21 protein-coding genes and 2 pseudogenes are annotated in these 26,821 nt (G+C 64.5%); 5 read left to right on the top strand and 18 right to left on the bottom strand.

Translation table 11 applies throughout. From position 1 onward, the window contains the following. Positions 1-158 precede the first annotated feature (158 nt). Positions 159-785, top strand: coding sequence for a 1-acyl-sn-glycerol-3-phosphate acyltransferase (locus HUX88_RS27105; RefSeq protein WP_176363763.1), 627 nt, complete (start codon positions 159-161; stop codon positions 783-785). On the opposite strand, the gene HUX88_RS32795 is transcribed toward HUX88_RS27105, so the two are convergent. The 9 genes from HUX88_RS32795 to HUX88_RS27145 are packed head-to-tail and all read right to left on the bottom strand — an operon-like array spanning position 782 to position 6,395. Beyond that, on the bottom strand, positions 782-952 hold the full coding sequence (locus HUX88_RS32795) for a hypothetical protein (protein WP_229219571.1): 171 nt from the start codon (positions 950-952) through the stop codon (positions 782-784). The genes HUX88_RS27105 and HUX88_RS32795 overlap by 4 nt on opposite strands. A 50-nt stretch (positions 953-1,002) precedes the next feature. Further along, complete coding sequence (locus tag HUX88_RS32800) at positions 1,003-1,353, bottom strand: HupE/UreJ family protein (RefSeq protein ID WP_229219572.1); 351 nt, start codon at positions 1,351-1,353, stop codon at positions 1,003-1,005. After that, positions 1,350-1,985: an urease accessory protein UreG gene (gene ureG, locus HUX88_RS27115; RefSeq protein WP_176363764.1), complete on the bottom strand. Its 636-nt coding sequence runs from the start codon at positions 1,983-1,985 to the stop codon at positions 1,350-1,352. The genes HUX88_RS32800 and ureG overlap by 4 nt, the downstream gene beginning before the upstream one ends. A gap of 14 nt (positions 1,986-1,999) precedes the next feature. Further along, positions 2,000-2,680 carry an urease accessory protein UreF gene (locus tag HUX88_RS27120; RefSeq protein ID WP_176363807.1) on the bottom strand — a complete coding sequence of 227 codons (681 nt, stop codon included), beginning with the start codon at positions 2,678-2,680 and terminating at the stop codon, positions 2,000-2,002. After that, positions 2,680-3,183: an urease accessory protein UreE gene (ureE, locus tag HUX88_RS27125; protein ID WP_161092029.1), complete on the bottom strand. Its 504-nt coding sequence runs from the start codon at positions 3,181-3,183 to the stop codon at positions 2,680-2,682. The genes HUX88_RS27120 and ureE overlap by 1 nt, the downstream gene beginning before the upstream one ends. Before the next feature lie 2 nt (positions 3,184-3,185). Further along, the gene (gene ureC / locus HUX88_RS27130; RefSeq protein WP_176363765.1) at positions 3,186-4,886 is read right to left on the bottom strand and encodes an urease subunit alpha; all 1,701 of its coding nucleotides are present in this window, start codon (positions 4,884-4,886) and stop codon (positions 3,186-3,188) included. A gap of 1 nt (position 4,887) precedes the next feature. Then, a complete protein-coding gene (locus HUX88_RS27135; RefSeq protein ID WP_117010091.1) occupies positions 4,888-5,214 on the bottom strand; it encodes an urease subunit beta in 327 nt (108 codons plus the stop codon). Between the two features lie 11 nt (positions 5,215-5,225). Continuing rightward, positions 5,226-5,528, bottom strand: coding sequence for an urease subunit gamma (locus tag HUX88_RS27140; protein WP_117010090.1), 303 nt, complete (start codon positions 5,526-5,528; stop codon positions 5,226-5,228). 9 nt (positions 5,529-5,537) lie between these two features. Further along, positions 5,538-6,395: an urease accessory protein UreD gene (locus HUX88_RS27145; RefSeq protein ID WP_176363766.1), complete on the bottom strand. Its 858-nt coding sequence runs from the start codon at positions 6,393-6,395 to the stop codon at positions 5,538-5,540. Between the two features lie 182 nt (positions 6,396-6,577). Here HUX88_RS27145 and HUX88_RS27150 point away from each other — a divergent pair, with 182 nt between their 5' ends. From HUX88_RS27150 to HUX88_RS27160, 3 genes are all read left to right on the top strand, one after another. Next, the gene (locus tag HUX88_RS27150; protein ID WP_176363767.1) at positions 6,578-7,273 is read left to right on the top strand and encodes a PEP-CTERM sorting domain-containing protein; all 696 of its coding nucleotides are present in this window, start codon (positions 6,578-6,580) and stop codon (positions 7,271-7,273) included. A 102-nt stretch (positions 7,274-7,375) separates the two neighbouring features. Continuing rightward, complete coding sequence (locus HUX88_RS27155; protein ID WP_176363768.1) at positions 7,376-8,260, top strand: NAD-dependent epimerase/dehydratase family protein; 885 nt, start codon at positions 7,376-7,378, stop codon at positions 8,258-8,260. A gap of 210 nt (positions 8,261-8,470) precedes the next feature. Next, on the top strand, positions 8,471-9,811 hold the full coding sequence (locus HUX88_RS27160; protein ID WP_176363769.1) for a reverse transcriptase family protein: 1,341 nt from the start codon (positions 8,471-8,473) through the stop codon (positions 9,809-9,811). A gap of 10 nt (positions 9,812-9,821) precedes the next feature. Here the strand turns inward: HUX88_RS27160 and HUX88_RS27165 are convergent, their stop codons facing one another. The 9 genes and pseudogenes from HUX88_RS27165 to HUX88_RS27205 form a co-directional block, all read right to left on the bottom strand. Continuing rightward, positions 9,822-11,162: a DUF945 family protein gene (locus HUX88_RS27165; protein ID WP_176363770.1), complete on the bottom strand. Its 1,341-nt coding sequence runs from the start codon at positions 11,160-11,162 to the stop codon at positions 9,822-9,824. A gap of 104 nt (positions 11,163-11,266) precedes the next feature. Beyond that, a complete protein-coding gene (locus HUX88_RS27170) occupies positions 11,267-13,042 on the bottom strand; it encodes a DUF885 family protein (RefSeq protein WP_176363771.1) in 1,776 nt (591 codons plus the stop codon). Between the two features lie 23 nt (positions 13,043-13,065). Then, positions 13,066-15,270 carry an EAL domain-containing protein gene (locus tag HUX88_RS27175; protein WP_117010083.1) on the bottom strand — a complete coding sequence of 735 codons (2,205 nt, stop codon included), beginning with the start codon at positions 15,268-15,270 and terminating at the stop codon, positions 13,066-13,068. A 43-nt stretch (positions 15,271-15,313) separates the two neighbouring features. After that, complete coding sequence (locus tag HUX88_RS27180; RefSeq protein WP_373886851.1) at positions 15,314-17,842, bottom strand: ATP-binding protein; 2,529 nt, start codon at positions 17,840-17,842, stop codon at positions 15,314-15,316. Positions 17,843-18,106: 264 nt separating this feature from the next. Further along, positions 18,107-19,096 (bottom strand): hypothetical protein, encoded by a 990-nt coding sequence (locus HUX88_RS27185; RefSeq protein WP_176363773.1) that lies wholly within the window; start codon positions 19,094-19,096, stop codon positions 18,107-18,109. Between the two features lie 159 nt (positions 19,097-19,255). Next, positions 19,256-20,901: pseudogene (locus HUX88_RS33410) on the bottom strand (SulP family inorganic anion transporter). Positions 20,902-21,117: 216 nt separating this feature from the next. Next, positions 21,118-21,528, bottom strand: coding sequence for a hypothetical protein (locus tag HUX88_RS27195; RefSeq protein WP_217916468.1), 411 nt, complete (start codon positions 21,526-21,528; stop codon positions 21,118-21,120). Beyond that, positions 21,515-24,832: a type VI secretion system Vgr family protein gene (locus HUX88_RS27200; protein ID WP_373886852.1), complete on the bottom strand. Its 3,318-nt coding sequence runs from the start codon at positions 24,830-24,832 to the stop codon at positions 21,515-21,517. Before HUX88_RS27200 ends, HUX88_RS27195 begins: the two co-directional genes overlap by 14 nt. A gap of 126 nt (positions 24,833-24,958) precedes the next feature. Continuing rightward, the gene (locus HUX88_RS27205; RefSeq protein ID WP_176363775.1) at positions 24,959-25,528 is read right to left on the bottom strand and encodes a TetR/AcrR family transcriptional regulator; all 570 of its coding nucleotides are present in this window, start codon (positions 25,526-25,528) and stop codon (positions 24,959-24,961) included. Between the two features lie 89 nt (positions 25,529-25,617). Between HUX88_RS27205 and HUX88_RS27210 the strand changes: the two are divergent. Continuing rightward, positions 25,618-26,765, top strand: a pseudogene (locus HUX88_RS27210) (acetyl-CoA C-acyltransferase). The last annotated feature ends 56 nt before the right edge of the window (positions 26,766-26,821 follow it).

The raw sequence follows: 26,821 nt of genomic DNA on the forward strand, positions 1-26,821 counted from the left end.
GGAAAGATGAGATAAGTTCAAGCTTGCCGTTTAAGCCAACACAAGAAGCTTGCCGCGCCATCGGCATCAATATAGAATGCCTGCGCAGTTTTTTTGACGAGGGGTATGCCAGCCTGTCAATAGTGAAAATAAGTTAAAAACAAAGACAGGAGCATCACATGAGCGACTTTCAACTGAAGCCGGCGGACTTGCCGAGCTGGAGCCAGCGCACCGCCTTGCGCGTCCTGGGCCTGTTCGGCTGGCGCATGCTGTATCGCCCGCTGCCCGGCCCGCGCGGTATCTGCGTGATCTATCCGCACACCTCCAACTGGGACTTCATGGTCGGCCTGTTCGGCAAATGGGCGCTGAACCTGCCGTTCCGCTGGCTGGCCAAGGATTCGCTGTTCAAGTTGCCGGTGCTGGGTAAATGGTTCCGCGCGCTGGGCGGCGAGCCGGTCGAACGCGGCACGCCGAGCGGCACCATCAAGCTGCAGGCGCAGCGCATGAACGCGGCCGACTGGTACTGGGTCGGCATCACGCCGGAAGCTACGCGCGGCTATCGCCCGAACTGGAAGAGCGGCTTTTACCATCTGGCGCTGGAGGCCAAGGTGCCGCTGGTGCTGGTGTATATCGATTATCCGAACAAGACGCTGGGCCTGGTCGATCACGTTTTCCTGACCGGCGACCAGGAGGCCGACATGGCCGCCATCCGCGCCGGCTTCGAAGGCCACCAGGGCCTGTATCCGAAGAACGCGGCGCCCATCGTGCTGCAGGAGCGCCGCGCCGATCCGCGCGACCAGGCTTAGGCCGCAGCCACCAGCATCACACCGGTGGCGGCGATCGCCGCGCCGGAGAGCTTCAATGCCAGCGCAGGGCTGACGCGGCCCAGCATCCTGCCGCCGTAGACCAGCAGCGCGCTGGCCGCCAACAGGCCCATGGCGCTTGCCGCCTCGGGCAGTTCGTGGCCGCGCATTGCCGTGCTGGAGCGCGAACGCGCCCACCATCACCGCGCCAGCGCCGCCGTCAGATGTGTATATTATATTTTCGGGCCGCCACCGCGATCAACACGCCCATCAACGCCACCGTCAGCGCGATACCCGTCTCCAGACCTGGAATCGCCAGCCCCGCCACGCCGGTCAGCACGCCCACCAGCACCATGCCCAGGAAGGTCGCCGGCAGCCAACGCGCATTGGACTGGCGCGCGCTCCACATGCCCACCGCCAGCATCGCCAACAGGTGATCGAGGCCGGTGAACGGATGGACGAAGCCGTCGAAGAAGCCATGCGTGTGCGCGCCGCCTCCCTGCGGATGGGCCGATGCGACGGCGCTAAGCAGTATCAGTGCGGCCGCCGCCGCGATGCGTTTGTGCTTCATTGGATCTCCTTGGGGGTTTGTCCGAGCAGTCCCTGCTCGCGGATGAAATCGATGACGGCGGCCACGCCGTCGCCGCTGCGCAGATTGGTGAACACGAACGGCCGCGCGCCGCGCTGCTGCTTGGCGTCGCGCGCCATCACATCGAGGTCGGCGCCCACGTGCGGCGCCAGGTCGGTCTTGTTGATGATCAGCAGATCGGAACGGGTGATCCCGGGACCGCCCTTGCGCGGGATCTTCTCGCCGCCGGCCACGTCGATCACGTAGATCGTCAGGTCCGACAGCTCCGGGCTGAAGGTGGCGGCCAGGTTGTCGCCGCCCGATTCAACCAGTATCAGATCAAGATTGGGGAAGTCCGCCTGCATGCGGGCGATGGCTTCCAGGTTGATCGACGCGTCTTCGCGGATCGCCGTGTGCGGACAGCCGCCGGTCTCCACGCCCATCAGGCGCTCGGCCGGCAGCGCGTCGGCGCGCAGCAGGATCTCCATGTCTTCCTTGGTGTAGATGTCGTTGGTGATGACGGCCATGTCGAAATGATCGCGCATGCCTTTGCACAGCATCTCGCACAGGGCGGTCTTGCCGGAGCCGACCGGGCCGCCGATACCGACGCGCAGGGGATTGGAAGTTGGTGTCATGTTTGGTTCTCTCTTCAGGATCGGTATAAACGGCTGTACTGCACTTCATGCTGCATCGACAGCAGCGACAGGCCGGGCGCCCAGTTGCACATGTCGTCGTCGGCGACGGTTTGCGCGTAGCGAGCGGCCGCTTCGATATCGGCCCGCAGCGACAGCAAAATGCGCTGGCCCGCCACCTGCCCCAGCGGCACGGATTTGACGCACACCAGCACCTGGTTCTCGGCCCAGGCGAACAGCATCGCCAGCAAGGCCGCGTCGTGCGGAATGTCCAGCGCGGCGACGGCGCAGGCGAAGGCTGTCGGCAAGGCGACTTCCGCCTCGCCCTGCAACCGCGCCAGCATCTCGGCATCGACGAAGCCCAGTTCCGCCACCAGCTTGGTCAGCGAATAGCCCATCTGGATGGTCTCGGCGCGGAACTCGGCGCTGTCGCGCGAGGCGATGAAGCGTTCGCTCCATTCGGCCGCGCCGCGCCAGTCGCGCCGCGACCAGGCCTGCATCAGGCGCCAGCACACCGGCGCCTCCCATTGCGCGACCACCTCGTGCAGATGCCGCACTATCCATGCGCGCGCGGTGGCGGCGTCGTGGACGATGCCGGTTTCCAGCGCCGCCTCCAGCCCCTGCGAATAGCTGTACGCGCCGATCGGCAAGGCCGGGCTGGCGAATTGCAGGAGGTTGAGCAGCGCGGAGGCCTGCATCATTTGGGATCGCCGGGACGGTGGATTTTCTGCCGCAGCGGAATCGGCGCCAGCGGATTGCCGTCGTGATGGTGCGAGTGCCCGCCGCCATACGCGCCGGACTCCGGCTCGAAGGCCGCCTTCTCCTCCACCACCGTCGCGCCCAGGCCGGCCAGCATCTCCTTCAGCACCGCGTCCGCGCGGATGCGCAGGAAGCCGTCGCCGACCTGCGCCTGCGTGTGGCGGTTCCCGAGATGGAAGGCGCAGCGCAGCAAGGTGTGCGCGTCGGCGCAAGTGATCTTGTAGGTCGGTTCCGGCGCAGCCACCACCTTGACCACGCGCTTGTCCTCGCCGGTCAGCAGGTCGCCGTCGCGCAGCACGGTGCCTCGCACGGTGAACACGGCGACGTCCTCGCCGGTGTCGAGCGTGGCCCGCAGGCGGCACTTCTCGCGCAATTCATATGGCAGCACCAGGCGCGCGGCGATGGCGTCGGCGTGGGGGATTTTTGTGTGCAGTGTCAGCATGGTCAGAACAGGAAATAGCGCTGCGCCATCGGCAGCACGGCCGCAGCTTCGCAGACCAGCAGCTCGCCGTCGGCGCGCACTTCATAGGTTTCGGGATCGACAGTCATCTTCGGCGTGGCGCCGTTGTGGATCATGTCGGACTTGCGCAGCGAGCGCATATTCTTGGCGACGATCAGCGTCTTGTTCAACTTGAGCTGGTCGCCGATGCCGGCGTCGAACGCCGCCTGCGAGACAAAGGTGAACGACTTCTTCAAGCCGCCGCCGAAGGCGCCGAACATCATCCGGTAATGCACCGGCTGCGGCGTCGGGATCGAGGCGTTCGGATCGCCCATCTGCGCGGCGGCGATCATGCCGCCCTTCAGAATCGTCGACGGCTTGACGCCGAAGAAGGCCGGCTTCCACAACACCAGGTCGGCGATCTTGCCCACCTCCAGCGAACCCACCGCGTGCGAGATGCCGTGCGTGATGGCCGGGTTGATCGTGTACTTGGCGATGTAGCGCTTGACGCGGAAGTTGTCGTTGCGCGAGGAGTCCGGCGCCAGCGGCCCGCGCTGCACCTTCATCTTGTGCGCGGTCTGCCAGGTACGCATCACCACCTCGCCGACCCGGCCCATGGCCTGCGAATCGGACGACATCATCGAGATCGCACCGATGTCGTGCAGGATGTCCTCCGCCGCGATGGTCTCGCGCCGGATGCGCGATTCGGCGAAGGCCACGTCCTCGGCGATGGCCGCGTCCAGGTGGTGGCACACCATCAGCATGTCCAGGTGCTCGTCCAGCGTGTTGACGGTGAACGGGCGGGTCGGATTGGTGGACGACGGCAGCACGTTCGATTCTCCCACCGCCGCGATGATGTCCGGCGCATGGCCGCCGCCCGCGCCCTCGGTGTGGAAGGTGTGGATGGTGCGGTCCTTGAACGCGGCCAGCGTGTCGGCCAGGTAGCCGCCTTCGTTGAGCGTGTCGCTGTGGATGGCGACCTGCACGTCCATGCGGTCGGCCACGGACAGGCAGTTGTCGATGGCGGCCGGCGTGCTGCCCCAGTCCTCGTGCAGCTTCAGACCGATGGCGCCGGCGCGCACCTGCTCTTCCAGCGGCTCGGGCAGCGACACATTGCCCTTGCCGAGAAAGCCCAGGTTCATCGGGAAGGCGTCTGCCGCGCCCAGCATCGCGTGCAGGTGCCACGGCCCCGGCGTGCAGGTGGTGGCCGAGGTGCCGGCGGACGGCCCGGTGCCGCCGCCTATCATCGTGGTCACGCCGCTCATCAGCGCCTCCTCGATCTGCTGCGGGCAGATGAAGTGGATGTGCGTGTCGACGCCGCCGGCGGTGACGATCATGCCTTCGCCGGCGATGATCTCGGTGGCGCCGCCGATGGCCATCGTCACATCTGGCTGGATGTCCGGGTTGCCGGCCTTGCCGATGGCGGCGATCATGCCGCTTTTCAGGCCGATGTCGGCCTTGACGATGCCCCAGTGGTCGACGATCACCGCGTTGGTGATCACCGTGTCCATCACGTCGGCGGCCACGCGCTGCGACTGGCCCATGCCGTCGCGGATCACTTTGCCGCCGCCGAATTTGACTTCCTCGCCATAGGTGGCGTAATCGTGTTCGATTTCGATAAACAGTTCGGTATCGGCCAGGCGGATGCGGTCCCCTTTGGTGGGGCCGAACATTTCCGAGTAGGCGCGGCGCGAGATTGTAACCATGTCAGCCTTTAGGTGGATTGGGGTCCAGCTTGCCCATTACTTTGCCATTGAAGCCGAACACCTTCTGGTCGCCGCCCAGCTTCACCAGTTCCACCGTGCGCTGCTGGCCCGGTTCGAAACGGACGGCGGTGCCGGCGGCGATATTCAGCCGCATGCCGTAGGCCTTCCAGCGCTCGAACTTGAGCTCCGTGTTGACTTCAAAAAAATGAAAATGCGATCCGACCTGCACCGGCCGGTCGCCCTGGTTGGTCACCACGACGGTCGCGGTGGCGCGGCCTTCATTGAGGCCGATCTCGCCCTCTTCGAGCATGTATTCACCTGGGATCATGGCGATCTCCTTTACGGGATGGGGTTGTGGACGGTCACCAGCTTGCTCCCGTCGGGGAACGTCGCTTCGACCTGGATGTCGGGGATCATTTCGGGGATGCCTTCCATGACGTCGGCGCGCGTAAGGATGCGCGTGCCGTCGGACATCAGCTGCGCGACGGTTTTGCCGTCGCGCGCACCTTCCATGATGGCGCAGGTGATCAGCGCCACCGCTTCCGGGTAGTTCAACTTCAGGCCGCGCGCGAGGCGGCGCTCCGCCACGATGCCGGCGGTGAAAATCAGCAGTTTGTCTTTTTCTCTTGGTGTCAGGTCCATGGGTGTCTCTCAGGTTTGCCAGATGCGCGGCGTGACGGCCGCGCGCCCCAGCAGGTGCGGGCGCACGCGGCGCCAGACGGTGAGCATCAGGCGGCGCGCGGTCTCGCTGTCGTCGCCCAGGTGGCGCGCGACCAGCACGCCCTTGGTTTGCGTGACGCCGAAACCGTGGTCGCCGTCAGCCTGGATATCGGCGCGGATCTCGGACAGCACGGCGGCGGGCAGCGGCTTGCCGGCGGCGATCAGCGTGGCGCAGACAGTCCTGCCGTTCAGCGCCAGCGGGCTGTCGAGGCGGCCGCCCAACATCGCGCCTTGCTCCCACCAGATCAATTTGCCGTCGCGGCGGATGCTGCTGCGCTGGGCCACGGTGCCGGTGTTGAAGCTTTCGCCCGAGCCGCGCCGGCCCATGCAAAGGATCTCGCAGCCGATGTACGTGGCGCCTTCGGCCAGTTCGATGTGCTGGTCCAGCACCACGTTAGCGGTATCAAAAAAGATGGTCTCTTGCGGCAGCCATTCGAGTGCGGCGCCCGCGCCCACGGCCAGGCGCACGTGCTGGCGCGAGACCTTGCCGTTGGCCTTGTACCACTTGGCGGCGCCCGGCGTGGTGATGAAGGCATGCGCCTGCGCGCCCACGCCGACGTCGATCGCCAACTGGTCGCCGCCCACCACGCCGCCCGGCGGATGGACCACGATGGCGTGGCACACCTTGGCGTCCTCCGGGTACAGCGCCTTCTGCACGCGCAGCGGGCCATAGTGCCGGTTGTCGAACAGGCGCGTGGTGCCGCCATCGTCGGCAAAACCGAGCGTGAGGCTGGCCTGCCATGCGCCAGGGCCGGCGGCGAGTTCTCTGGATGCGGTGGTATCGGGCATGGCTAACGTAATGCAATCGTCATGCCAGCCGAATCGCGCGCCACAGGCGATGTAAAGACTTATTTCGCACCAAAGCGAGTCTTGCGCACCATGATGGTGCACGTCTGATGCATCAAGTTTTACTTTTGTCTTTTTTGCTTGTAAAATAAGCACCATTTTTCATTTCCGACCAAGGACTAGCAATGCGCTTCCCGACTTTTGCAGCCGCTGCGGCGGTTGCCCTGGCACTGGCCCCGGCCGCACACGCCACCGGCTTCGGCTCCAACCTGATCGCCAACGGTAACGCCGAAACCGGCAACACCACCGGCTGGAACACCACGTCGGCATTCACCGTGGTGCAGTACGGCGCCAGCGGCGGCTTCCCCTTCCCGGCCGATCCAGGTCCGTCCGACCGCGGCACCTACTTCTTCGCCGGCGGCGACAGCAACGCCAAGTCCACCGCCACCCAGACCATCGACCTGTCTTCGCTGAGCGCAGCGATCAACACCGGCGCCTCGCGCTACGATCTGTCGGCCTGGCTGGGCGGCTACTCGTCGCAGAACGACAACGCCAAGCTGACCGCCACCTTCTTCGGCAGCGGCGGCGCCGTGCTGTCCAGCGCCAGCCTGGGTCCCGTCTCCAATTCGGAACGCGGCAACCAAACCGGCCTGCTGCTGCGCGACACGCAAGGCTACATCCCGGTCGGTGCGCTCAATGTCGGCATCACGCTGACCATGACCCGCGAAGCCGGCTCGTACAACGACGGCTACGCCGACAACCTGTCCTTCGCGGTGGCCGCCGCGCCGGTGCCGGAAGCCGACGCCTACGCCATGCTGTTGGGCGGCCTGGCCTTGCTGGGCGTGGTCGCCAAGCGCAAACAGCGCAAGGCTCAAGCCTGATCATTGCGCCGTAATCAAGGGAGCTTTGCGCCGCGCGGCCTGTTTGCGCGCGGTACCCGTCCCCATACTGTTTGCTCCCCTATTTGATTAAGTGAGCACAGTATGAAAATATTCGTCACCGGCGCGGCGGGCTTTATCGGCGGTTCCATCGCAGCGGGCCTGGTGCGCGCGGGCCATCAGGTGGTCGGCCTGGTACGCAAGCCGGAACAGCTGGAGGAACTGGCCTCGATCGGCGTGACCGGCGTGGTCGGCACCCTCGACGACCGCGACCTGTTGATCGCCCAGGCCAGGGCGGCGGACGCCGTCATCAACGCCGCCAGCAGCGACAACCGCGCCGCCGTCGAAGCCTTCGTCGACGCGCTGGCCGGCAGCGGCAAGGTGTTCCTGCACACCAGCGGTTCCAGCATCGTCGGCGACGCCTCCGGCGGCGAGGCCACGGACCGCATCTATTTCGAAGACCAACTCCCCGCCCCCACCGCCGACAAGGCCGCGCGCGTCGCCATCGACGACCTGGTGCTGGCCGCCGCCGGCAAGGGCGTGCGCTCGGCGGTGCTGTGCAATACGCTGATCTACGGCGACGGCGCGCTGCCGCGCGACAGCGTGCAGCTGCCACGCCTGATCAAGCAGGCCCGCAAGAGCGGCATCGTGCGCCACGTGGGACGAGGCCTGAACATCTGGTCCAACGTCCACATCGACGACGTGGTCGACCTGTATCTGCTGGCGTTGGAAAAGACCGAGGCCGGCGCGTTCTACTTCGTCGAAAGCGGCGAGGCGTCGTTCCGCGACATGAGCGCGGCCATCGCCCGCGCGCTGGGTCTGGGCGAACCGCAGGACTGGCCGCTGGAACAGGCCAAGGAGGAATGGGGCTACGAGATGGCCTCCTATGGCCTGGGCTCCAACAGCCGCGTGCGGGGGCAGCGGGCGCGCACCCAGTTGGGCTGGAAGCCGCATGGCCCGTCGGTGTTCGACTGGATCGCCAAGCAGTGATTGCTTTTTAAATAAAATTCCGCTACCGTGTGGGCGGGGCGGATCCTTCAAGCCGGCCTGTCTTTGCTTCGGCAGGGACAGCCTCTACGGGGCTACCCCGTGGGATGTTTAATGTTCAGCACTTCGCCGCATGAGCGCCGTTGCGCTACCGCGCAAGACAGCTCACGCATCACGAGACTCGTTGAAGGCTCTCCGCTCCTTTCACTACGCATGACGATTGCAAAACTTACCGCGTTGGCGCTGGCCGACACGATGCTGGCTTCGGACGGCAGCGTGGAAAAGCTGATTGCGGCATGCGGCCGCGTATTCGGCGCACCGCAGCCGTGGGCACCGAAGCTATGCGCGGCGCTCAGCGAACGGACCGGCGACAACTTCCATTACTTCAGCCGGCGCGAGATCGCGGACATCCTGCTGCACCTTCTCGGCCACGACTACAACGACGAAGAAGAGCGGCCCGTCATCGCACTGCCAGCGGTGCGGCGCTATTGCATCGACCCGCCGATACGCCCGCCGCAGGCCGAGTGGTCCGCCGCGCTGGCGCTGCCGGAACTGCCCACGGTGGGCGCGCTGGCCGCCTGGCTGGACGAACCGGTGGGCGCGCTGGACTGGTTCGCCGACCAATGGCGCGTTGAGAGCGGCCAGCAATCGCGCCTGCAACACTACCGCTATCGCTGGGTGCCGAAGCGCAGCGGCGGCCTGCGCCTGATCGAGATCCCCAAGGCGCGGCTGCGGCGCATCCAGCAGAAAATCCTCCGTCAGCTTCTGGACCGCTTGCCGCCACATCCGGCCGCACACGGCTTCCGGCGCGGACGCTCCTGCGTCACGCACGCCGCGCTGCACGCGGGCCGGCGCATCGTCATCCGCATGGACCTGAAGGATTTTTTCCCGAGCATTCAATACTCACGCATCCACGCGCTGTTTGAAAAGCTGGGCTACTCGCCGACCGTCGCCGGAACGCTGGCGCGGATCTGCGTCAACCGCGCGCCGCGCGGCGTGTTCAGCGATCCGATGGAAGGCGGCTCGCTGCCGTGGGCCGAGCGCCAGGCCCTGAAGTCGCACCATCTGCCGCAAGGCTCCCCTTGCTCGCCCGCGCTGGCCAACCTGTGCGCCTACCGGCTCGACATGCGCCTGCAAGCGCTGGCGCAGTCGCTGGGCGCGTCGTACAGCCGCTATGCCGACGACCTGGCGTTTTCGGGAGATCAGGATTTTGCGCGCACCGCGGAGCGGTTCCATATCCAGGTCGCCGCGATCACGCTCGAAGAAGGCTTCCGCGTTCACCCGCGCAAAACGCGGCTGATGCGCGAAGGGACGCGCCAGCAGGTGACGGGCGTGGTCGTCAACACCCATCCCAACATCGCGCGCGACGAATACGACAGGCTCAAAGCCACGCTGACCAACTGCGCGCGGCATGGTCAGGCCACCCAGAACCGCGACAGCCATCCCAACTTCCGCGCCTACCTGGCCGGCAGGATTTCCTACGTGGGGATGGTCAACGCGAACCGGGCGCTTAAATTGAGGCGCCTGTTCGACGCCATCGCGTGGCCGGCCTGAGCGCGTCCGCTCACTTTTTCTGCGTGGCGTCGAAGGCCTTTACCAGGTCGCCGTCGGGCATGCCCGGCAGCGGAACGGCCTTGCCGTTGAAGGTCAGCTTGCCCTGACGGATTTCGATGGCCGAGCGCAGTTCCCCCTTGTCCATCACCGCGAAGCCTTCGTTCACCAGTTTTCCGATCACAACGGCGGCGATGTTCTTGCCCGCCGCCTCGATCTGTTCGGCGGCATTCGGCGCCGACGCATCCACCTGCTTGGCGCCCATCAGGCGCGACACGTCGTTGACCATGGCAACCGGCAGGCGTACGTCAAGGCGCGCGATGATCTTCCTGCCAAAACCCACCGGCGAGCTGAAATCGGCGTCCACCACCTTGTCGAAATCGATGCGGCCCTTGATCGACGCCGTATTGCCGCGATAGCTGGCGCTGATATCGTCGATCACCACGCTGGCGCCGCTCGTCACCATGTTCTTGCCGAAGGCCTTCATGGTCCTCAGCATCAGCTCTGTCTGGGCATCTTCCGGCAGGCCGCTGCCCTGCACCTTTTTCAATTCGCGATCGACGTCCTCCAGCGCCTGCGCCGGCAAATTCACCACGCGCAGGCCGATATTGGCGTGCTCGATGGGCGCGCCGCCAAACAAGATCGACTTGATCGAGAAACCGTAGTTCACATCGGCCTTCTTGCCGTGGAGCGCAACGCCGAAGGCCGCGGACATGTCGTCCAGCCGCAAGGTCTCCTTGAATTCCGAACTTCCCGGCGCCGTTCCGCGTACCACCACCGAGCCCACTTTCATCACGCCGTTGCCGTACCAAAGGCCGTCCTTCACGCGCGACTGCTTGAAGTCCATCGACATCTTTTCAAGCGTGCCGCTGGTCGCAGTGCCGAGGATGGACAACGAGGGCCACGTCGCAATGGTGCCCATCGTGGTGCCGGCTTTGTTGACGACGCTCCTGGCATTGAGTTCGGCCCACGAAAACGCCACCGCATTTTCGTCCAGATAGGTGTGCGGCGCCAGCTTCGCCACGTAAGCGACCTGTCCTTTCGGGCCGGCGGCGCGCTGCATCGCGAATATATGCTCGTTGCCGAACACCTCTTTCAGCTTGGGGCGCAGCGCCGGCGAAAATTCGAGTTTCGAAAAAATCTCCAGCCGCTTCACGGTGTCCGTCTGAGCACCCACGGCCGCGCTGATTTCCTTGCCGGCGGCGGCGACGGCTTCGATGAAGGAGGACTTGACCCGGGCAGCCTGCGCGACCGGCGCCGGTACGACGGCCGGCGGCATCTGCTCGATGGCCTGGATGGAGGTATGCGCCAGCAAGGCGCCGGCGATGGCTACTGCGAGTATCGATTTTTTCAACGTGCTGCCCGAAGAAAGTGGTTATGGTAGGGCCGCGATTCTACCTAACCACCTCGGTTCGGAAATACACACTTTGTCACGGCCCCCATTACATCTGGGAGAGCTTAGTCCAGGTTGGGATAAGGGCTCTTGCCGCCTTCGGCGATGAAGGTGTCGATGCGCGCCTCCAGCACCGGCAGCGGCACGGAGCCCAGTTGCAGCACCGTGTCGTGGAAGGCGCGGATGTCGAACTTCGATCCCAGCGCCGCCTCGGCCTTCTTGCGCGCGTTGATGATGCTCATCTCGCCCAGGTAGTAGGACAGCGCCTGGCCCGGCCACGAAATGTAGCGGTCCACCTCCGTCTCGATCTCGTGGTCCGACAGCGCGGTGTTGTCGTGCAGGTAGTCCTGCGCCTGTTTGCGGGTCCAGCCCTTGCTGTGGATGCCCGTGTCGACCACCAGCCGCGACGCGCGCCACGCCTGGTAGCTCAACATGCCGAACACCTCGTACGGCGTTTCGTACATGCCCATCTCCACGCCCAAGCGCTCCGAGTACAGCGCCCAGCCCTCGCCATAGGCCGAGATGTAGGCGTTGCGGAACGGTGGACGGCCCTTCTGCTCCATCGCCACCGGCATCTGGAAGGCGTGGCCCGGCGCCGATTCGTGCAGCGTCAGCGCCGGCATCGAGTACAGCGCGCGCGCCGGCAGGTTGTAGGTGTTGACCAGGTAGACGCCCGGACCACCACGGCCCGAGGTGTAGAACGGCGCCTGGTCGTCCGGCACCGGGATCACGGCGAAGCGGCGGCGCGGCAGGTAGCCGAAGTACTGGCCGACCTTGGCGTCGAACTTCTTGGCCACCCAGGCGGAGCGCATCAGCAGCTCTTCCGGCGTCTTGGCGTAGAAGCGCGGATCGGTGCGCAGGAACTGCAGGAAGGCCGGCAGGTCGCCTTCGAAGCCGGTCTGCTTGATCACGTCCTGCATCTCGCCGCGGATCTTGGCCATCTCGCTCAGGCCGATCTTGTGGATCTGGTCCGCGCTCATCGAGGTGGTGGTGAATTCGACGATCTTCGACTGGTAGTAGGCCTTCCCGTCCGGCAGGCTCTCGGCCGCCAGGTCGGTGCGCGCCTTCGGCACGTACTCCTCGCGCATGAACTTGAGCAGCTTGGCGTACGACGGCAGCACCCAGGCCTGGATCGCCTTCACGCCCTCGGCGCGCAGCGCCTCCTGCTGCGCCGCCGGCATGGTGGCCGGCATGGTCTTGAACGGCAGGTAGAACACCGTGTCCTGCGGGGTCTTGGCGTCGGTGACGGAGGTGATCGACGAATCGCGGCCAATCAGCGTGACCTTGGGCGGCGTGAAGCCGCGCGCCAGGCCGGCGCGCATATTGTCCATCTCCTCGTCGAAGTAGCGCGGGGTGTCCGCCAGCTGCTTGAGATAGTCGCGGTACTGCTTTTCATCGGTCAGCGGCTTGCGCGCGCCGGACGCCATGTTGGACCAGAAGGCCGTATCGGCATTGAGCGGCTTCTCGTATTCGCGGAACACCTGGCCGGCGATCAGCGCGGCGATCTGCGCCTTGTAGACCTGGTAGTTGATGCGCTCCGATGCCGACAGCTTGTCCTGCGAAATGCCGTCTAGCTTTTTCATCACGCCCTGCCAGTACGCCAGCCGCTGCTTCTGGGTGGCGGCGTCGATGCGCGGCAGCGATGAGGACACGCCGTTGTCGTCGTCCTCGTCCTCTTCCTGTTTCTGGCTGATGCGCCACTTCCACTCCTGGGTGTAGATGGCTTTGAACTGCGCGTCGGCGGGGCCGGGCTTGACGGCCGGCGCCGGAGCGGCTTGGGTGGCGGAGACGGCTAACAGCATGCATGCGCCGGCGATGGCGGCGCTGAACTTCTTTTCCATAACACTCCAGTGGGAAGGGTTGATTACATGTCCAGCAGATTACGGTGTTCGCGCAACAGCGCGGTGAAGGCCTCGCCGTTGAGGGGGCGGCTGAAGAAGTAGCCCTGCATCTCGTCGCAACCGCGCTCGGTGAGGAAGCGCACCTGCTCGCGGGTTTCGACGCCCTCCGCGATCACCCGCATGTTGAGGTTGTGCGCCAGCGAGATCACCGACAGCGCGATGGCCGCGTCGTTGGCGTCGGTGGTCACGTCGTCGACGAAGGATTTGTCGATCTTCAGCACGTCGATCGGGAAGCGCTTCAGGTAGCTCAGGCTCGAATAGCCGGTGCCGAAATCGTCCAGCGAGATGCTGACGCCGATGTCCTTCAGCCGGCGCAGCGCGGCCACCGCCTTGTCCGGATCGCCCATCACCGTGCCCTCGGTGATCTCCAGGCCCAGGTACTCGGGCGCGATGCCGAACTTGCGCAGCGTGCTCTCCACATACGGCACGGTGGCGTCGTTGGCGAACTGGCCTGCCGCCAGGTTGACCGACACCTTGATGTCGCCCAGCCCCTGGTCGTGCCACACCTTGATCTGCGCGCACACGCTCTCCAGCACCCATTCGCCGATCGAGTTCACCAGGCCGTATTCCTCGGCCAGCGGGATGAAGCGGTTCGGCGGCACCTTGCCCAGCACGACGTTATCCCAGCGCAGCAGCGCCTCCGCGCCCAGCATGGCGCCGGTCTTCAGGCACATTTGCGGCTGGTAGTGCACCTCGAACTCGTCGCGCGCGATGGCGCCGCGCAGCTGTCCCTGGATCGCCAGCTTGTCGCGGATTTCCGCGTCCATGCGCTCGGTGAAGAAGGCGTAGTTGTCGCGGCCGATCTCCTTGGCGCGGAACAGCGCCGTGTCGCCGTTGCGCACCAGCTCATCGAAGCTGTCGCCGTCGGTCAGGCTCACGGCGATGCCGATGCTGGAGGTGACGGTGATCTGCTGGCCGTCGATCATCAGCTCCTTGCGCAGGCCGCCCAGGATCTTCTGCGCCAGCGCCATCGTCGCGCCCAATTGGACGTCGTCCGGCACGATGATCTGGAATTCGTCGCCGCCCTGGCGGGTGACAATGTCGCCCTCGCGCACGGTCTCGTTGAGGAACTTCGACACCACCTGCAGCGCCTTGTCGCCGACGTCGTGGCCGTAGGAGTCGTTGATGCTCTTGAAGCGGTCCAGGTCCAGGCACATGACGGCCACGCAGCGGTGCTCGCGCTTGGCCGTGGCCAGCGTCTGCTCGAAGCGCTGGCGCGCCAGCAGGCGGTTCGGCAGGCCGGTCAGCGCGTCGTGGTTGGACAGGAAGTCGATCAGGTGCTGCTCGGCCTTGCGCTCGGTCAGGTCCATGAACACCGCCACGTGGTTGATCACCTGGCCCTGTTCGTCCCTGACCACCGAGGCGCTCAGCAGGCCGGGATAGGTGTCGCCGCTCTTGCGGCGCGCCAGCACCTCGCCCGACCAGTGGCCGGTCTTGACGATGGACTGCGCCATCAGCTCGAAGGACTTGGCGTCCGGCTCGCCGGCGTGCAGCAGGGCCACGCTCTGTCCCACCACTTCGTCCGCGCTGTAGCCGGAGATCTGCGTGAAGGCGGGATTGGTGGCGACGATGCGCCCATCGCGGTCGGTGACGACGATGGCGTCCTGCGTGGCCTCGAACACCTGGCTGGAGAGCCGCATGAACTCCTCGTTGGCGCGGCGCTGCTCGACCTCCTTTTCCAGCGACGCGGCCAGCGCGGCCAGCTCGGTGGTGCGCTCGGCCACGCGCTCCTCCAGCAGCGCGCGCTCGGCGGCCAGCGCCTGCTGGGCGCGGCCCAGCCGCACATGGGCGTCGGTGCGGGCCAGGATCTCCTCGGCCTGGAACGGCTTGGCGATGAAGTCCACCGCGCCCAGCGCGAAGCCGCGCACCTTGTCGTCGGTGTCATGCTGGGCCGAGAGGAAGATCACCGGCACCTGGCTCAGCTCCGGCGATGCCTTCAGGCGGCGGCACACCTCGAAGCCGTCGATGCCGGGCATGCGGACGTCGAGCAGGATCAGTTCCGGCGGGCGTGACTGCGCGGTCCACAGGGCCAGTTCGCCGTTGGGCGCCTGGCGCACGTAGTAGCCCGCTTCCGTCAGCAGGTCGCTCAGCAGTTTGAGTGAGGCCGGCGTGTCTTCCACGATCAGCACTTCGCCCTTGGTGTGTTGTTCCGACAAATCCCGATGCATGTAAAACTCTCTCGCCTGGTTTGCTGCAGCTATCATATACCCGTCAGGCTTGCGCCTCCAGTTCGTTGTCCGCCTCGTCCAGCAAACCGCAGAGCTGCGGATACTGGTGCAACCGTATCATGTGCTCGATGCGCTCGACCACCTCCGCCAGCTCCAGCGGCAGGGGCGCCAGCAACAGCGCCACGCGCGGCAGGTTCAGTTCCTGCAGCGCGGTCTTGAGCTGCTGGCGCAGCGCCGGTTCCAGCAATCCCAGGTCGGCGCGCGACAGCGGCGGCGGCAAGGGCTGGCGCGCGCTGTGGTGGCGGCGCATGAACTGCAGGCCCAGTTGCTGCTCCAGCACCGCGTACAGCTGCTCCTGTTCCACCGGCTTGCGCATGAATTCATCGGCGCCCGCCGCCAGCGCCTCCTCGCGTTCCTCGGCGTAGGCGGACGCGGTCAGCATCACCACGCGTGGCTGCGGGCCGGCGGCGTTGGCGCGGATCTGGCGCGTCGCGCTCAAGCCGTCCAGCGCCGGCATGCGCCAGTCCATGAACACCAGGTCCGGCCGCCAGACGTCGACCATGGCCAGCGCCTGGGCGCCGTCGCCCACCACCGCCACCTCGAAGCCCAGCGGCTGCAGCAGGTTCTCCAGCAGCGCGCAGCCGTCGGCGTTGTCGTCGGCCACCAGGATGCGGCGGCCGCGCTGCGGCGGCGCCAGGGCGGCCACCTCGTCGTCCTCGCCGAGGACCGGTGCGCTGTCGGCCACCTGCACCGTGATCGCGAAGCGGAAGGTGGCGCCGGCGCCGGGCGCGGACTGCACCGTCAAGTCGCCGCCCATCAGCTGGACGAATTCGCGCGAGATGGTCAGGCCCAGGCCCGTGCCCTCATGCGCGCCGGGGCCGTCGGCCTGGATGAACGGCTCGAAGATGCGCGCCTGGTCGGCCGGCGAGATGCCCGGGCCGGTGTCGATGACGGCGAATTCCAGCTCGCAGCCGTGGGGCGCGTTGCGCATCGCGCCGCGCACCCGCAGCGTGACCTTGCCCTGCCCCGTGAACTTGACCGCGTTCGACATCAGGTTGAGCAGCACCTGGCGCAGCTTGGTGCCGTCCACGCGGGCGCCGGCGGGCAGACCGGCGGCGTCCAGATCCAGCTCCACGCCGGTCTGGCCGGCGCGCATGCTGACCATGTCCATCACTTCCTGCAGCATGTCGTGCAGGCCGACCACCTCGGTCTGCAGGCTGGCGCGGCCCGCCTCGATCTTGGACAGTTCGAGGATGTCGTTGATCAGTGTGAGCAGGTGCTGGCCGGAGCGGTGGATGATGGCCAGGTTGCGCTTCTCCTCCGGCAGCATGTTCTTGGAGTCGGCCATCAGGCGCGAGAAGCCGATCACGGAATTGAGCGGTGTGCGCAGCTCGTGGCTCATGTTGGCCAGGAAGATGCTCTTGGCCTGGTTGGCCGCCTGCGCCTGCAGCACCGCCACCGACAGCGCGTTGGTGCGTTCGGCCACCAGGTCTTCCAAATGGATGCGGTGGCGGCGCAGCTCCTGCTCGGCCACGCGGCTGGCGGTGACGTCGTAGTTCACGCCGACCATGCGCGCAGGGTGACCCTCGGCGTCGCGGAAGATCATGGCGTCGCCCTTGATGTAATGGACCGAGCCGTCGGCCCAGACCACGCGGAACTCGACGTCGAATTCCGCCGTGCCCTCCAGCGCCTGGCGCAGCAGCGCCTCGGTGGGGATGGCGTCGTCGGGATGCATCATGCTGCGCCACAGCTCGAACGGCCGCGCCACCTTGCGCCCCTCGATGCCGTGCAGGCGGTACATCTGCTCGTCCCACACCACTTCGTCGGTGAGGATGTTCCAGTCCCAGATGCCGATCGCCGCCGCGCTGCTGGCGATCTGCAGGCGCTCCTCGCTGGCGTGCATGGCGACGAAGCGGCTGTCCATCAGGCGCACCATCTCGCGGATCGAGCCGTTCAGGGTTTTCAGCTCGCCGAAGAACCAGTCGGTGGGCGGCAAGGCGCCGGGATTCTGGCCGGCCTTGACGTTGGCGGCGTAGCGTTCGATGGTGGTCAGCGGCTTGAGGATCAGCTGCCACAGCAGCAGGTAAAGGCTCAGCACCAGCGTCACGTCGAGCACGAAGATCATGCCGGCGATGGTGTACAGGCGCTGGCGCAGCTGTTCGATCAGGCCGGCCGGCGAGGCGAACACGGTGATCGTGCCGATGTTCTGGCCGCCGGCGACGATGGGCCGCTCCTCGAACAGCAGCTCGGGATTGTCGGGCATGCGGGTGGCGGACACCAGCTGCGCCTGGTCGTTGCGGGTGATGATGAAGGGATGGTTGCTGGCCACCGGCGCCACCGCGCTGGCGTACAGGTCGCGATTGCTCAAGCCGCTCTTCATGATGGTGACGATCTGGGTCTCGTCGAAGTTCCAGGCCGGCAGCGCCACGGCGGCCGACAGCTCGTCGGCGCTGTTGGCCAGCGTTTTGTGCAGCTGCTCCCAGCGCTGGGCGCGTTCGACCTGGTAGAAGTACAGCGCGAAGGTCGTCAGCACCAGCGTCACCACGGCGGTGAGCGTGACGCTGACGAACACGGCGATTGATACTCTTCCTGCGCGGCGGGCAAGTCGGTCCAACATCGGAAAACCATTCTTTTGGGGTTAGTCTGCGGAGCTTCGGCTTAAATCATAGGTTCAAACCGACCCGAAGTCCATGCATTTAATTGCCCAAAAGGATTAAATTACAGAAACGGCAAGTTTTTACACAATCATGCAACATCCTTGACGGTTTGCAAATGGTCGCAGGCGATGGCCGTGCTCAGGAACAGCTGCCGGTTCAACTCCGGCGACGCCGCCCGCTTATTTCGGGTCCGTGCATTCTGGCTTGGTCCTGTCGCAGAGCTCCTGCTCAGTGTAGCTGATTCTCTCGCTCAAGGTGAAGCCGAAGGAATGGTTCTGGTTGAAGAAATTAAACGAAAACGGGGTGTAATGCAGCGTCGCGGAGCCGGGGCTGTGGGTATAGTCGGATTCTTTGATCTGTGGGTTGATCGTCATGTTGATGCCAGCGCTGGTATTGAGCAGATAGCTGAAATTGTTGACGATATAGCTACCATAATCGACGCCGTCGAATACATACTGCCCCGGCTTGATGGCGTTGATCAGCCCGAACAATTGCAGCTTACCGAAGTTGTCCTTGTCGCTGATCTGCGCGGCGGCGTTGTTGGCGATCTCGATGGCTGCGCCGCCGACCCGGTTGGCGGCATAGCGGTCGATGAAGCCGCCCAGCACGGGTATCCAGCTCAGGCTGCTTGAGCAAGACGTGTTCTGCGTCGGATTCAACTGGGCCTGGGTTACCTGCTGGATCGTGCCGTTGACCGGGTTATACAGGAAGGTGAAAGCGATCGAGTTCAGCCTGATATCGGTGGTGCAGCTGACCGACAGGCCGTTCCACGACCTGCGGCCGGTCACGCTGGCAGAGTAGCTGGGGCCGGAAAACGCCACTTGCAGCAAGCCCGATTGGGCCGAAATGCCCAGATTGATCGGTCCGCCCAAGTTACCGCCGTTGAACGTGACGCCCGCCTCGCTGCTCGCTTCCTTCGCCATCCGGTCGTTCAGGTCAGACGCCAGCTTGCCGGTGAAGTTATCCAGGGAAGTGTTCAGGGCGCCCAATGGCCCGCCGGATTTCATCACAGCGGTCATGGTTTCCGGTACCGAGACGCTGCGGCCGTCAAAGGAAAGGGTGCCGATAAAAGCGCCGTTATCGAACCAGCGCGCGTAGCGCGCGGCTTGCGCCGCACCGGTTGCGCCCAACAGGGCGAGTGCCGCCGCAGCCGCGGTCAGGGATTTCATTGAGATCAGAGTCATGGGATTTATCGCTTTGAAATAAATGTAGAAAAGGTAGCTGTCGACGCGATCCAACCGAGTCCAGCCTTAAAAATTCTACAATAATGTCAATTAAACAAAGTCACCAATTGTAACTTCCTGTCATTTATTTGCATCGACGCTCGCTCAACCCGGCGCAGACTCCCCCTGCAACGCCTCGCAGGCCAGCGCCGTGCTGAGGAACAGCTGCCCGTTCAGCTCGCGCAGCAGCGCGGTGCCGCGCAGCCGGTCCAGCACCGGGCCCTTCACCTCGGCCAGATGCAGGCCGATGCCGCGCCGCTTGAGGCGCTGGTTCAGCTCGGCCAATTCGTACAGCGCCGTGGTGTCGATCGAGCTCACCGGCGACATCACCAGCACCAGGTGGCGCGCGCTGGCGTGGGTGGCCAGTTCGCATTCGATGCGCCCGGCCACCGCCTCCATATTGCCGAAGAACAGATTGGCGTCGATGCGCAGCACCAGCAGCTCCGGCCTGGTTTCGACCGGATAGCGCTCGACGTTGCGGAAATGCTCGGTGCCGGCGATGCGGCCCAGCACCGCGATGTGCGGCCGGCTGGCGCGCCAGATCAGCGTGCCCATCGACAGCGCCACGCCGACCACCACGCCCGCCTCCACGCCCAGCGCCAGCACGCCCAGGCAGGTGGCGGCCCAGGCCAGCACGTCGCCACGGTCGTACTGCCAGGCGGTGCGCACGATGTCCAGCTCCAGCAGGCCGAGCACGGCGACGATGATGGTCGCGGCCAGCACCGGCAGCGGCAGCAGCGCCAGCCAGCCGGTGGGCGCGATCAGCGCGGCGGCCAGCAGCGCGGCGGTGACGATGCTCGACAGCGGCGTGCGTGCGCCGGCGGCGTAGTTGACGGCGGAGCGCGACAAGCCGCCGGTGACGGGAAGCCGCCGCTCAAGGCGCTGGCCACGTTGGCCGCGCCCAGGCCGACCAGCTCGTGGTTGCTGACCAGCTTTTCATTGCGCTTGAGCGCCAGCGACTGCGCCGACGACATCGACGTCAGGAAAATGATGAAGCCGATCAGCAACCCCGGTTGCAGCAGCGGCTTCCAATGCGGCGCGGAGGTGGCCAGGTTCAGCCGCGGCAGGCCGCCGGGGATGGCGCCGGCGGTGTGCACGCCCTGCTCGCCCAGGCTGGTGGTCGCCATCAGCGCGATGCCGGCCAACACCACCATCATCGGCATCAGCTTGGCGGCGACGTCGGCGGCGGCCGGCTTCAGGCCGCAGCGCTTGAGCAGGCCGGCCAGGTACAGCCGCGACAACACCAGCACCAGCAGCGCGCCGACGCCCAGCACGGCGCTGGGCAGGTGCAGGTGCGGCGGCTCGGCGCCGAGCAGGGTATGCAGCTGGTTGAACGCGATGACCAGCGCCGAGCCGACCGTAAAGCCGCTCATCACCGGACGGGAAAAGAAGTTGGCCAGGAAGCCCATGCGCAGCAGGCCGCACAGCAGCAGGGCCGCGCCGGAGATCAACGCCAGCTGCGCGGCCAGCACGCCGGCCAGCGCGGAGCCGGCCGGCGCCAGTGGCGCGATCGCGGTGGCCGTCATCAGCGCGATGATCGCCATCGGCCCCACCGACTGCGTCATGCTGCTGCCGAACAGCGCGTAGGCGATGGGCGGCAGGATGCTGGCATACAGCCCCGCCACCGGCGGCAGGCCGGCCACCAGCGCGTAGGCGGTGGCCTGCGGGATCATCATCATCGCCACCACCAGGCCGGCGGAGAGATCGCCGACCAGCAGCGGGCGCCGGTAGTGCTTCAGCCAATGCAGCATGGTCGGTCCGTGGAGCTGGGAAATACCGCCAGTCTACGCGATCGGCTCCCTGCGGCCCAGACCCTCATGCGTTTTTTTCATAAGCTAATCTGAAAAACGCATAAGGATGGCAGCAGCCGGTCTACGCGATTAGGCGGACTGGACCAGAGCGGGCTGGAATCGCCTACGCAAAGTATCTTACGCATCTCGATCGAGGAAATACAAAGTTAACTAATGCTAAATCAATGCAGCTCTATTTTTTTGCTCGTCAATCTTCATTTGATACATTTTTATCCGAGAAAAGAGTACATTCCTAAGCATTCCGGCGCAAATATCTAGTTTTTCTTCACGCTCAGCCTTGTCCGCCAAAATCATCTTTACGCCCGTATCATCAATTGATAAGTTGCTTACATAATCATTTTTCAATAATGAAATACCTCTTCTAAAGTATTCGATTGCGCCAGCGTAATTCTTCTTTTCAATTTCCAACTCGCCAGCCAAGAGATTTTTTTTTGCCTCGATGAAATCTTTTTCAACCATTGCAAACTCTCCATTTTCTTTAAATATTTTTGGCGTCACATCCATACCTAGAGAAGACTCCAAGGCAGCACTCTGCGGCAATAACAGCACAGAATCAATGAGAAACAATGTCGAGAGTACCGTTCTTCCCTTCATAATAGGCCATTCCATATTTTTTTGCGGTCGCGCGTGCGGCCATCTGCGTCGCTTTATCAAATTCATAGCCGCTGCTCATTAGATCTTCCACCATTTTATTCTGTTCAGCGCTCACTGCATCATAATCGACCGTTGCAGGAGTTTGAGCGGTTCGTAAGAAGAGAAATTGCCCCTCACCACTCTGAGCCATCATTATAGTGTGACCATTATTAATCATGTACGCGGCGTCTGCACCACTTAAAGAAGAATCTACAAAATTGTACTCCGTGTCGTCGTATGGATGGGTGTGAAATGCGCCAAGAACAGTCTGATTTCCCAGAACATTCAGGTTCGGCATGTATGTGTCGGAGCTATCACCAGTACTGGGATTTGTAAGCGATAATCGGCCGCTGCCGTTTGCAACAATTGTTCCGCCTGATTCTTTGCTTCTGCCATTGGGAAAACTATCCTTCCAGAGGGAGTCGAATTGAGCTTGCATCCCAGTAAGGACGATTCTAGAGGGTGCCGACTCAACAGATTTCACATTCCGCAATTCGCCAGCAGTTGTTGGCGCTACTTTGTTGGAGCTCGAACTGTCTTCGGTCTTAGCTGTTAGCCCACCCGAACGAGCTGGTGGTTCTCCGCCGCCCACCGGCTTATTGGTGCCCTCATGTGGTGCCAGGCTCTCCGAATGTTCTGCATTGACATCGGAAACAGAGGGTTGGGGTACCTCGACGCTCATCGTCGCCCCTTCCTCAAAACTGAAGATCGCTCCATGGTGCTTAGCCGCCCCAGCAGTAGCAATGGTTATGCCGCCTCCGATTTTGATGTAGGAACCGTCCTCCGCAATCAAAACAATTTCTTTGGCTGTAGCCGTCAAGTTACCGTTGCACGCGGTGAGCTTGATGTCCTTCGCCGCGTGCATTATGGCCTCGTCGTTTTGACTTTGAAGGAGTATCTTTCCTTGATGGGCGATCGCTCGAACGCCGCCATCTTTGGCAAAGAAAGACACTCCTTGCCCGGAATTTACAACTACACTCCCACCTGCGCCAAAGTGCAGATGCCGTCCAGCGAAGGACTCTAAATTCGTCCCAGTGTAAGTAATCACGGCCTGAGGAGCTGCGAAAGTGATTCCGCCGGGCGCAGTGACCGCAACACCAGCATCCCAAGAAGACGAACCAACGGGCTCCTTAACATCCCATTTTACGAGTGCGCGACTATTGCTATCTAGTTCACTTGTATCCATAGGAAGCGCTTGATGGCCTTCCGCGCACTTGCCTAGCGATTGAGCGAGGTCCGCACATTGAGCCAACAAGCCAAGAAACTCCTCGCGAGCGAGTTGCATATCCTCCCCCGCCAAGCCCTGCCAAGCCGTCAGCAATAGGCCCTTTGCTCCGCGAACCGCAACTGATTCATCGCTGCGCAACTCCACCCCTTCGCCACGCGGCTTTCCCCAGCCGTTCACTTTGCGCTGAGTTAGGAAGCCCAAATTCAGCTCGCTTTTCCCATGAGCGCTAGCTAATTGCGCGCTAATCTCACCGTTTGTATCATCGAACATAAGCTGATTCGCGCGTCCACCTCGCACCTCGCGGCTCTTGATTCCGGACAGGTAGCGATTGCCAGGTAGGTCACCTAAGCTACTCAACGCCGGCGGCTGCGCCTGCTGGTTGTAGAGCTGCCCGACGATCACAGGCTTGTCCGGATCGCCGCCGAGGAAGTTGACCAGCACCTCGGTCCCCACGCGGGGCAAGGCGACGGTGCCGCATTGCTGCAGGCTGCCCGAGCCGTTGCCCGCCCAGTTCGACGCCACGCGCACCCAGGCGGAATCCCTGTCGGAATCGGATGCGCCCCTGCCGGCGGCTTCTTCGTGGTCAGCCGCGCGCGTGCCGGGGAAGCGGATTTTGACTCGCCCCATTTGGTCGCAATGCACCTCCTCCCCTTTCGGGCCGACCACGATCGCGCTTTGCATCAGCGCCTGCGGCAGGTCGGTGCGCGGGTCGTAGGCCGGCACGATGATCACGCCGCGCCGCACGGCCGTGAACTGGATGTGCATGCGCAGCGGCCCAGACGCCACCTTGTCCGCCACGTCCCTTTGCATCTGCAGCTCCTGGCCACCCTGCATCCACCGGCTGCGGGCGAACAGCTTTTCCACGCGCGCCGCCAGCGCCTTGGGCAGGTTGTTCTGCGCGTTCACCTGCAAGGCCGTGACGACAAAGTCCCGCTCCTCGGCCGGATGCCTGTCCACCTCGGGATGCTCGGCCAGCGTGAAGTATTCCCCCGCGCACAGGTCGCGCACGCTGCCTTCGCCATGGAAGCATTTCGACTCGAAATCGTGCCGGCTCATGCGCAGCTTGCCGAGGCGGCACAGGTCCTCGTTGTCGTCGCCCGCGTGGGGCGCCAGGATTTGATAGTCATCCAGGCTGGCGGCCAGGTCGTTGCCGTGGAGGCCCTGATCCACGCCGCTGCCCACATCCGCCATCATGAAGTCGCGCCCCAGCGGGTTGCGATAGTCCCAGCTGTGCCGCGTTACCTTGCCGGCTTGCAGGCTGCGCACCGCGCTCCAGGAGGTGATCGTGTCCCGTTCCTCCGTGGCGGCGTCGCGGTGGTAGCGGATGGTGCCGGCGGCGTTGCGGCGCAGGCTGTCGGCGTTGTTGAACAGCACCAGCGTGTGCACCGGATATTCGCCGCCGACGGCGCGCACATACCAGCCGATGCCGCGCCGCTTTAGCAGGCGCCGGATGAAAGCGGCGTCCGATTCGTTGTGCTGCATCGTGAATTCGCGCTGCGGATATTCGCGGATGGTGAAGAATTCATCCAGCTCGTGCTTGAAGCAGACGCCCAGGATGGAACTGTTCTGCCGCCATTCGTTCAGGATGCGCTGCACGATCTCCACTTCATCCATGTTGCGGAACACGCGGGTGTTGTTGCGCTTTTCCAGCAGCGCCAGCGCGTCGCGCAGCACCAGCTGGTAGCTCGCCAGGCCGCCGTCGCTGTCGCCCGAGCAGGCTTCGGTGACGATGCCGCACACGCTGCGCAGGTCGCCCTGGTCGGTGACGAAGTCCAGTGCGGCCGGCACGGCGATCATCTGCTTGAGCGGCAGTTGCGCATTGGACGACACGCACAGCACGCGGTACTCGATCCCGCCGCACAGCGTTTCGGAGCCGAACACCCGCTGCGGCAGCAGCATGTCGTCGTTGACGCCTCCCGGCAGGTCCAGCCGCAGGCGCAGCGGCCGGTTGCTGGTCACGAGTTCTTTGGCCAGGCCCATGAAGCTGAAAAAGTCGTTATCGCTTTCCACAATCGCTCCTCAGCGTCAGCCGCGAACAACCGGACGGCACAGGATACCGATCATGTCAGGAATACGACGGGCGTTTTTTGAGATAAAACAAGAGAGAAAATAGCGGATGGGTGCGGCCAGTCTCTTTCAGCGTGGCGGCAGCGACGCCTGTACCGCCTGCAAGATTTCCAGCGATAGCGCCTCGTCGTCCACCGCGCGCGACAGCACGATGGCGCCGACCATGGCGGCATAGGTCGCCACGGCCTGGCGCCGCTTGTCGGCATCGTCGACGCCCGGCATCAGCTGTTCGAGCACGGTCATCTGGGCGCTGGCGCCTTCGGTCAGCGCGTGGCGCGCCTTGGGGCCGAGGCGCGCGATGTCGGCGCCCAGCGAGGTCACGGAACAACCGTTGGCGGGACCGTCGCGATGCTTGGCCGACAGGTAGCCGGCGCCGATCTTGTCCAGCGCGGTGTCCGCGCCCTGCTCCACGTAGCCGCGCCAGCGCTCGACGGAGCGCTTGAGCGCATGCGCGGTGGCCTCGGCCAGCAGGTCTTCCTTGGAGGCGAAATGGCCGTAGAAACCGCCGTGCGTCAGGCCTGCGTTCTTCATCAGGTCGGCCACGCCGATGCCGTCATACCCTTTTTCGCGGAACAGCCGCGCCGCCGTTTCCACGATGCGCTCGCGGTTGAGCGCCACCTGCTCCCTGCTGACCTTCATATTCGCCTCCGTCGTTACATGCATTGACATCATACATGATGAGCGTAATATATCAATCATTACGATCATCATCAAAAAGGAGTGTGACCATGAAAGCTGTGATCAGTGCCTACGCCCGTTCGCCCTTCCACTTCGCCCGCAAGGGCAAGCTGGCCGACACCCGTCCCGACGACTTGGCTGCCCAGGTGGTGCAAGGCCTGATGCGGCGCACCGGGCTGGACCCGAAGCTGCTGGACGACGTGATCCTCGGCTGCGCCTATCCGGAATCCTCGCAGGGCAACAACCTGGCGCGCATCGTCTCGCTGCTGGCGGGCTTTCCGCATGAGGTGCCGGGCATGACGATCAACCGCTTCTGCGGCTCGTCGATGTCGGCCATCCACATCGCCGCCGCGCAGATCGAGGCGGGACTGGGCGAGGCCTACCTGTGCGTCGGCGTCGAATCGATGACGATGGTGCCGCAGGGCGGCTACAACTTCTCGCCCAACCCACAACTGCTGGAGCAGACCGACGCCTACATCAGCATGGGCGACACCGCCGAAAACGTCGCCCGCAAATACGAGGTATCGCGCGCCGACCAGGAGCTGCTGGCCTTCCAGTCGCATCAAAAGGCGGCCGGCGCCCGCGCCGCCGGCTTGCTGAACGATGAAATCGTCCCCATCGCCACCGCCACCGGCGAAGTGGTCGACGAAGACGGCTGCATCCGTCCCGGCACCACGGTCGAAGCGCTGGCCGGCCTGAAGCCGGTGTTCGATCCGAGCACGGCGTGGTCACGGCCGGCACCTCGTCGCCGCTGACCGACGGCGCCTCGGCGGTGCTGGTCACCAGCGAAGCGTTCGCCCTCAGGCACGGCCTGAAGCCCAGCGCGCGCATCGTCGCGATGGCGGCGGTGGGCTGCGATCCGGCGCTGATGGGCATCGGCCCGATACCGGCGACGCAAAAGGCGCTCAAGCTGGCCGGCCTGCAAGCGAGCGATATCGACGTGGCGGAGATCAACGAAGCCTTCGCCTCGCAGGCGCTGGCCTGCGTGCGCGAGCTGGGAATCCGGCCGGAGGTGTTGAACATCGACGGCGGCGGCATGGCCATCGGCCACCCGCTGGGCGCCACCGGCGCGCGCATCACCGGCAAGGCGGCGGCGCTGCTGGCGCGCACCGGCGGCCGCTACGCGCTGGCCGCCCAGTGCATCGGCGGCGGCCAGGGCGTGGCGACGGTGCTGGAGAAGTTCACGCCGGCGGCTTGACACCGCGCGCTTTTTTATCCACCATCACGGAGGTGCAATAAGCACCGTTACCAATT

It is taken from the genome of Duganella sp. BJB1802, from assembly GCF_013369445.1.
In the GTDB taxonomy this organism is placed as follows: domain Bacteria; phylum Pseudomonadota; class Gammaproteobacteria; order Burkholderiales; family Burkholderiaceae_D; genus Rugamonas; species Rugamonas vulcania_A.

Bases quoted from the DNA above. Each gene is read 5' to 3' on its own strand.
- HUX88_RS32795 (WP_229219571.1), bottom strand. From the start codon at position 952: ATGCGCGGCCACGAACTGCCCGAGGCGGCAAGCGCCATGGGCCTGTTG.
- HUX88_RS27170 (WP_176363771.1), bottom strand. From the start codon at position 13,042: ATGGAAAAGAAGTTCAGCGCCGCCATCGCCGGCGCATGCATGCTGTTA.
- HUX88_RS27105 (WP_176363763.1), top strand. From the start codon at position 159: ATGAGCGACTTTCAACTGAAGCCGGCGGACTTGCCGAGCTGGAGCCAG.
- HUX88_RS32800 (WP_229219572.1), bottom strand. From the start codon at position 1,353: ATGAAGCACAAACGCATCGCGGCGGCGGCCGCACTGATACTGCTTAGC.
- ureC (WP_176363765.1), bottom strand. From the start codon at position 4,886: ATGGTTACAATCTCGCGCCGCGCCTACTCGGAAATGTTCGGCCCCACC.
- ureE (WP_161092029.1), bottom strand. From the start codon at position 3,183: ATGCTGACACTGCACACAAAAATCCCCCACGCCGACGCCATCGCCGCG.
- HUX88_RS27155 (WP_176363768.1), top strand. From the start codon at position 7,376: ATGAAAATATTCGTCACCGGCGCGGCGGGCTTTATCGGCGGTTCCATC.
- HUX88_RS27120 (WP_176363807.1), bottom strand. From the start codon at position 2,680: ATGCAGGCCTCCGCGCTGCTCAACCTCCTGCAATTCGCCAGCCCGGCC.
- HUX88_RS27160 (WP_176363769.1), top strand. From the start codon at position 8,471: ATGACGATTGCAAAACTTACCGCGTTGGCGCTGGCCGACACGATGCTG.
- HUX88_RS27205 (WP_176363775.1), bottom strand. From the start codon at position 25,528: ATGAAGGTCAGCAGGGAGCAGGTGGCGCTCAACCGCGAGCGCATCGTG.
- ureG (WP_176363764.1), bottom strand. From the start codon at position 1,985: ATGACACCAACTTCCAATCCCCTGCGCGTCGGTATCGGCGGCCCGGTC.
- HUX88_RS27185 (WP_176363773.1), bottom strand. From the start codon at position 19,096: ATGAAATCCCTGACCGCGGCTGCGGCGGCACTCGCCCTGTTGGGCGCA.
- HUX88_RS27140 (WP_117010090.1), bottom strand. From the start codon at position 5,528: ATGGACCTGACACCAAGAGAAAAAGACAAACTGCTGATTTTCACCGCC.
- HUX88_RS27145 (WP_176363766.1), bottom strand. From the start codon at position 6,395: ATGCCCGATACCACCGCATCCAGAGAACTCGCCGCCGGCCCTGGCGCA.
- HUX88_RS27135 (WP_117010091.1), bottom strand. From the start codon at position 5,214: ATGATCCCAGGTGAATACATGCTCGAAGAGGGCGAGATCGGCCTCAAT.
- HUX88_RS27150 (WP_176363767.1), top strand. From the start codon at position 6,578: ATGCGCTTCCCGACTTTTGCAGCCGCTGCGGCGGTTGCCCTGGCACTG.
- HUX88_RS27175 (WP_117010083.1), bottom strand. From the start codon at position 15,270: ATGCATCGGGATTTGTCGGAACAACACACCAAGGGCGAAGTGCTGATC.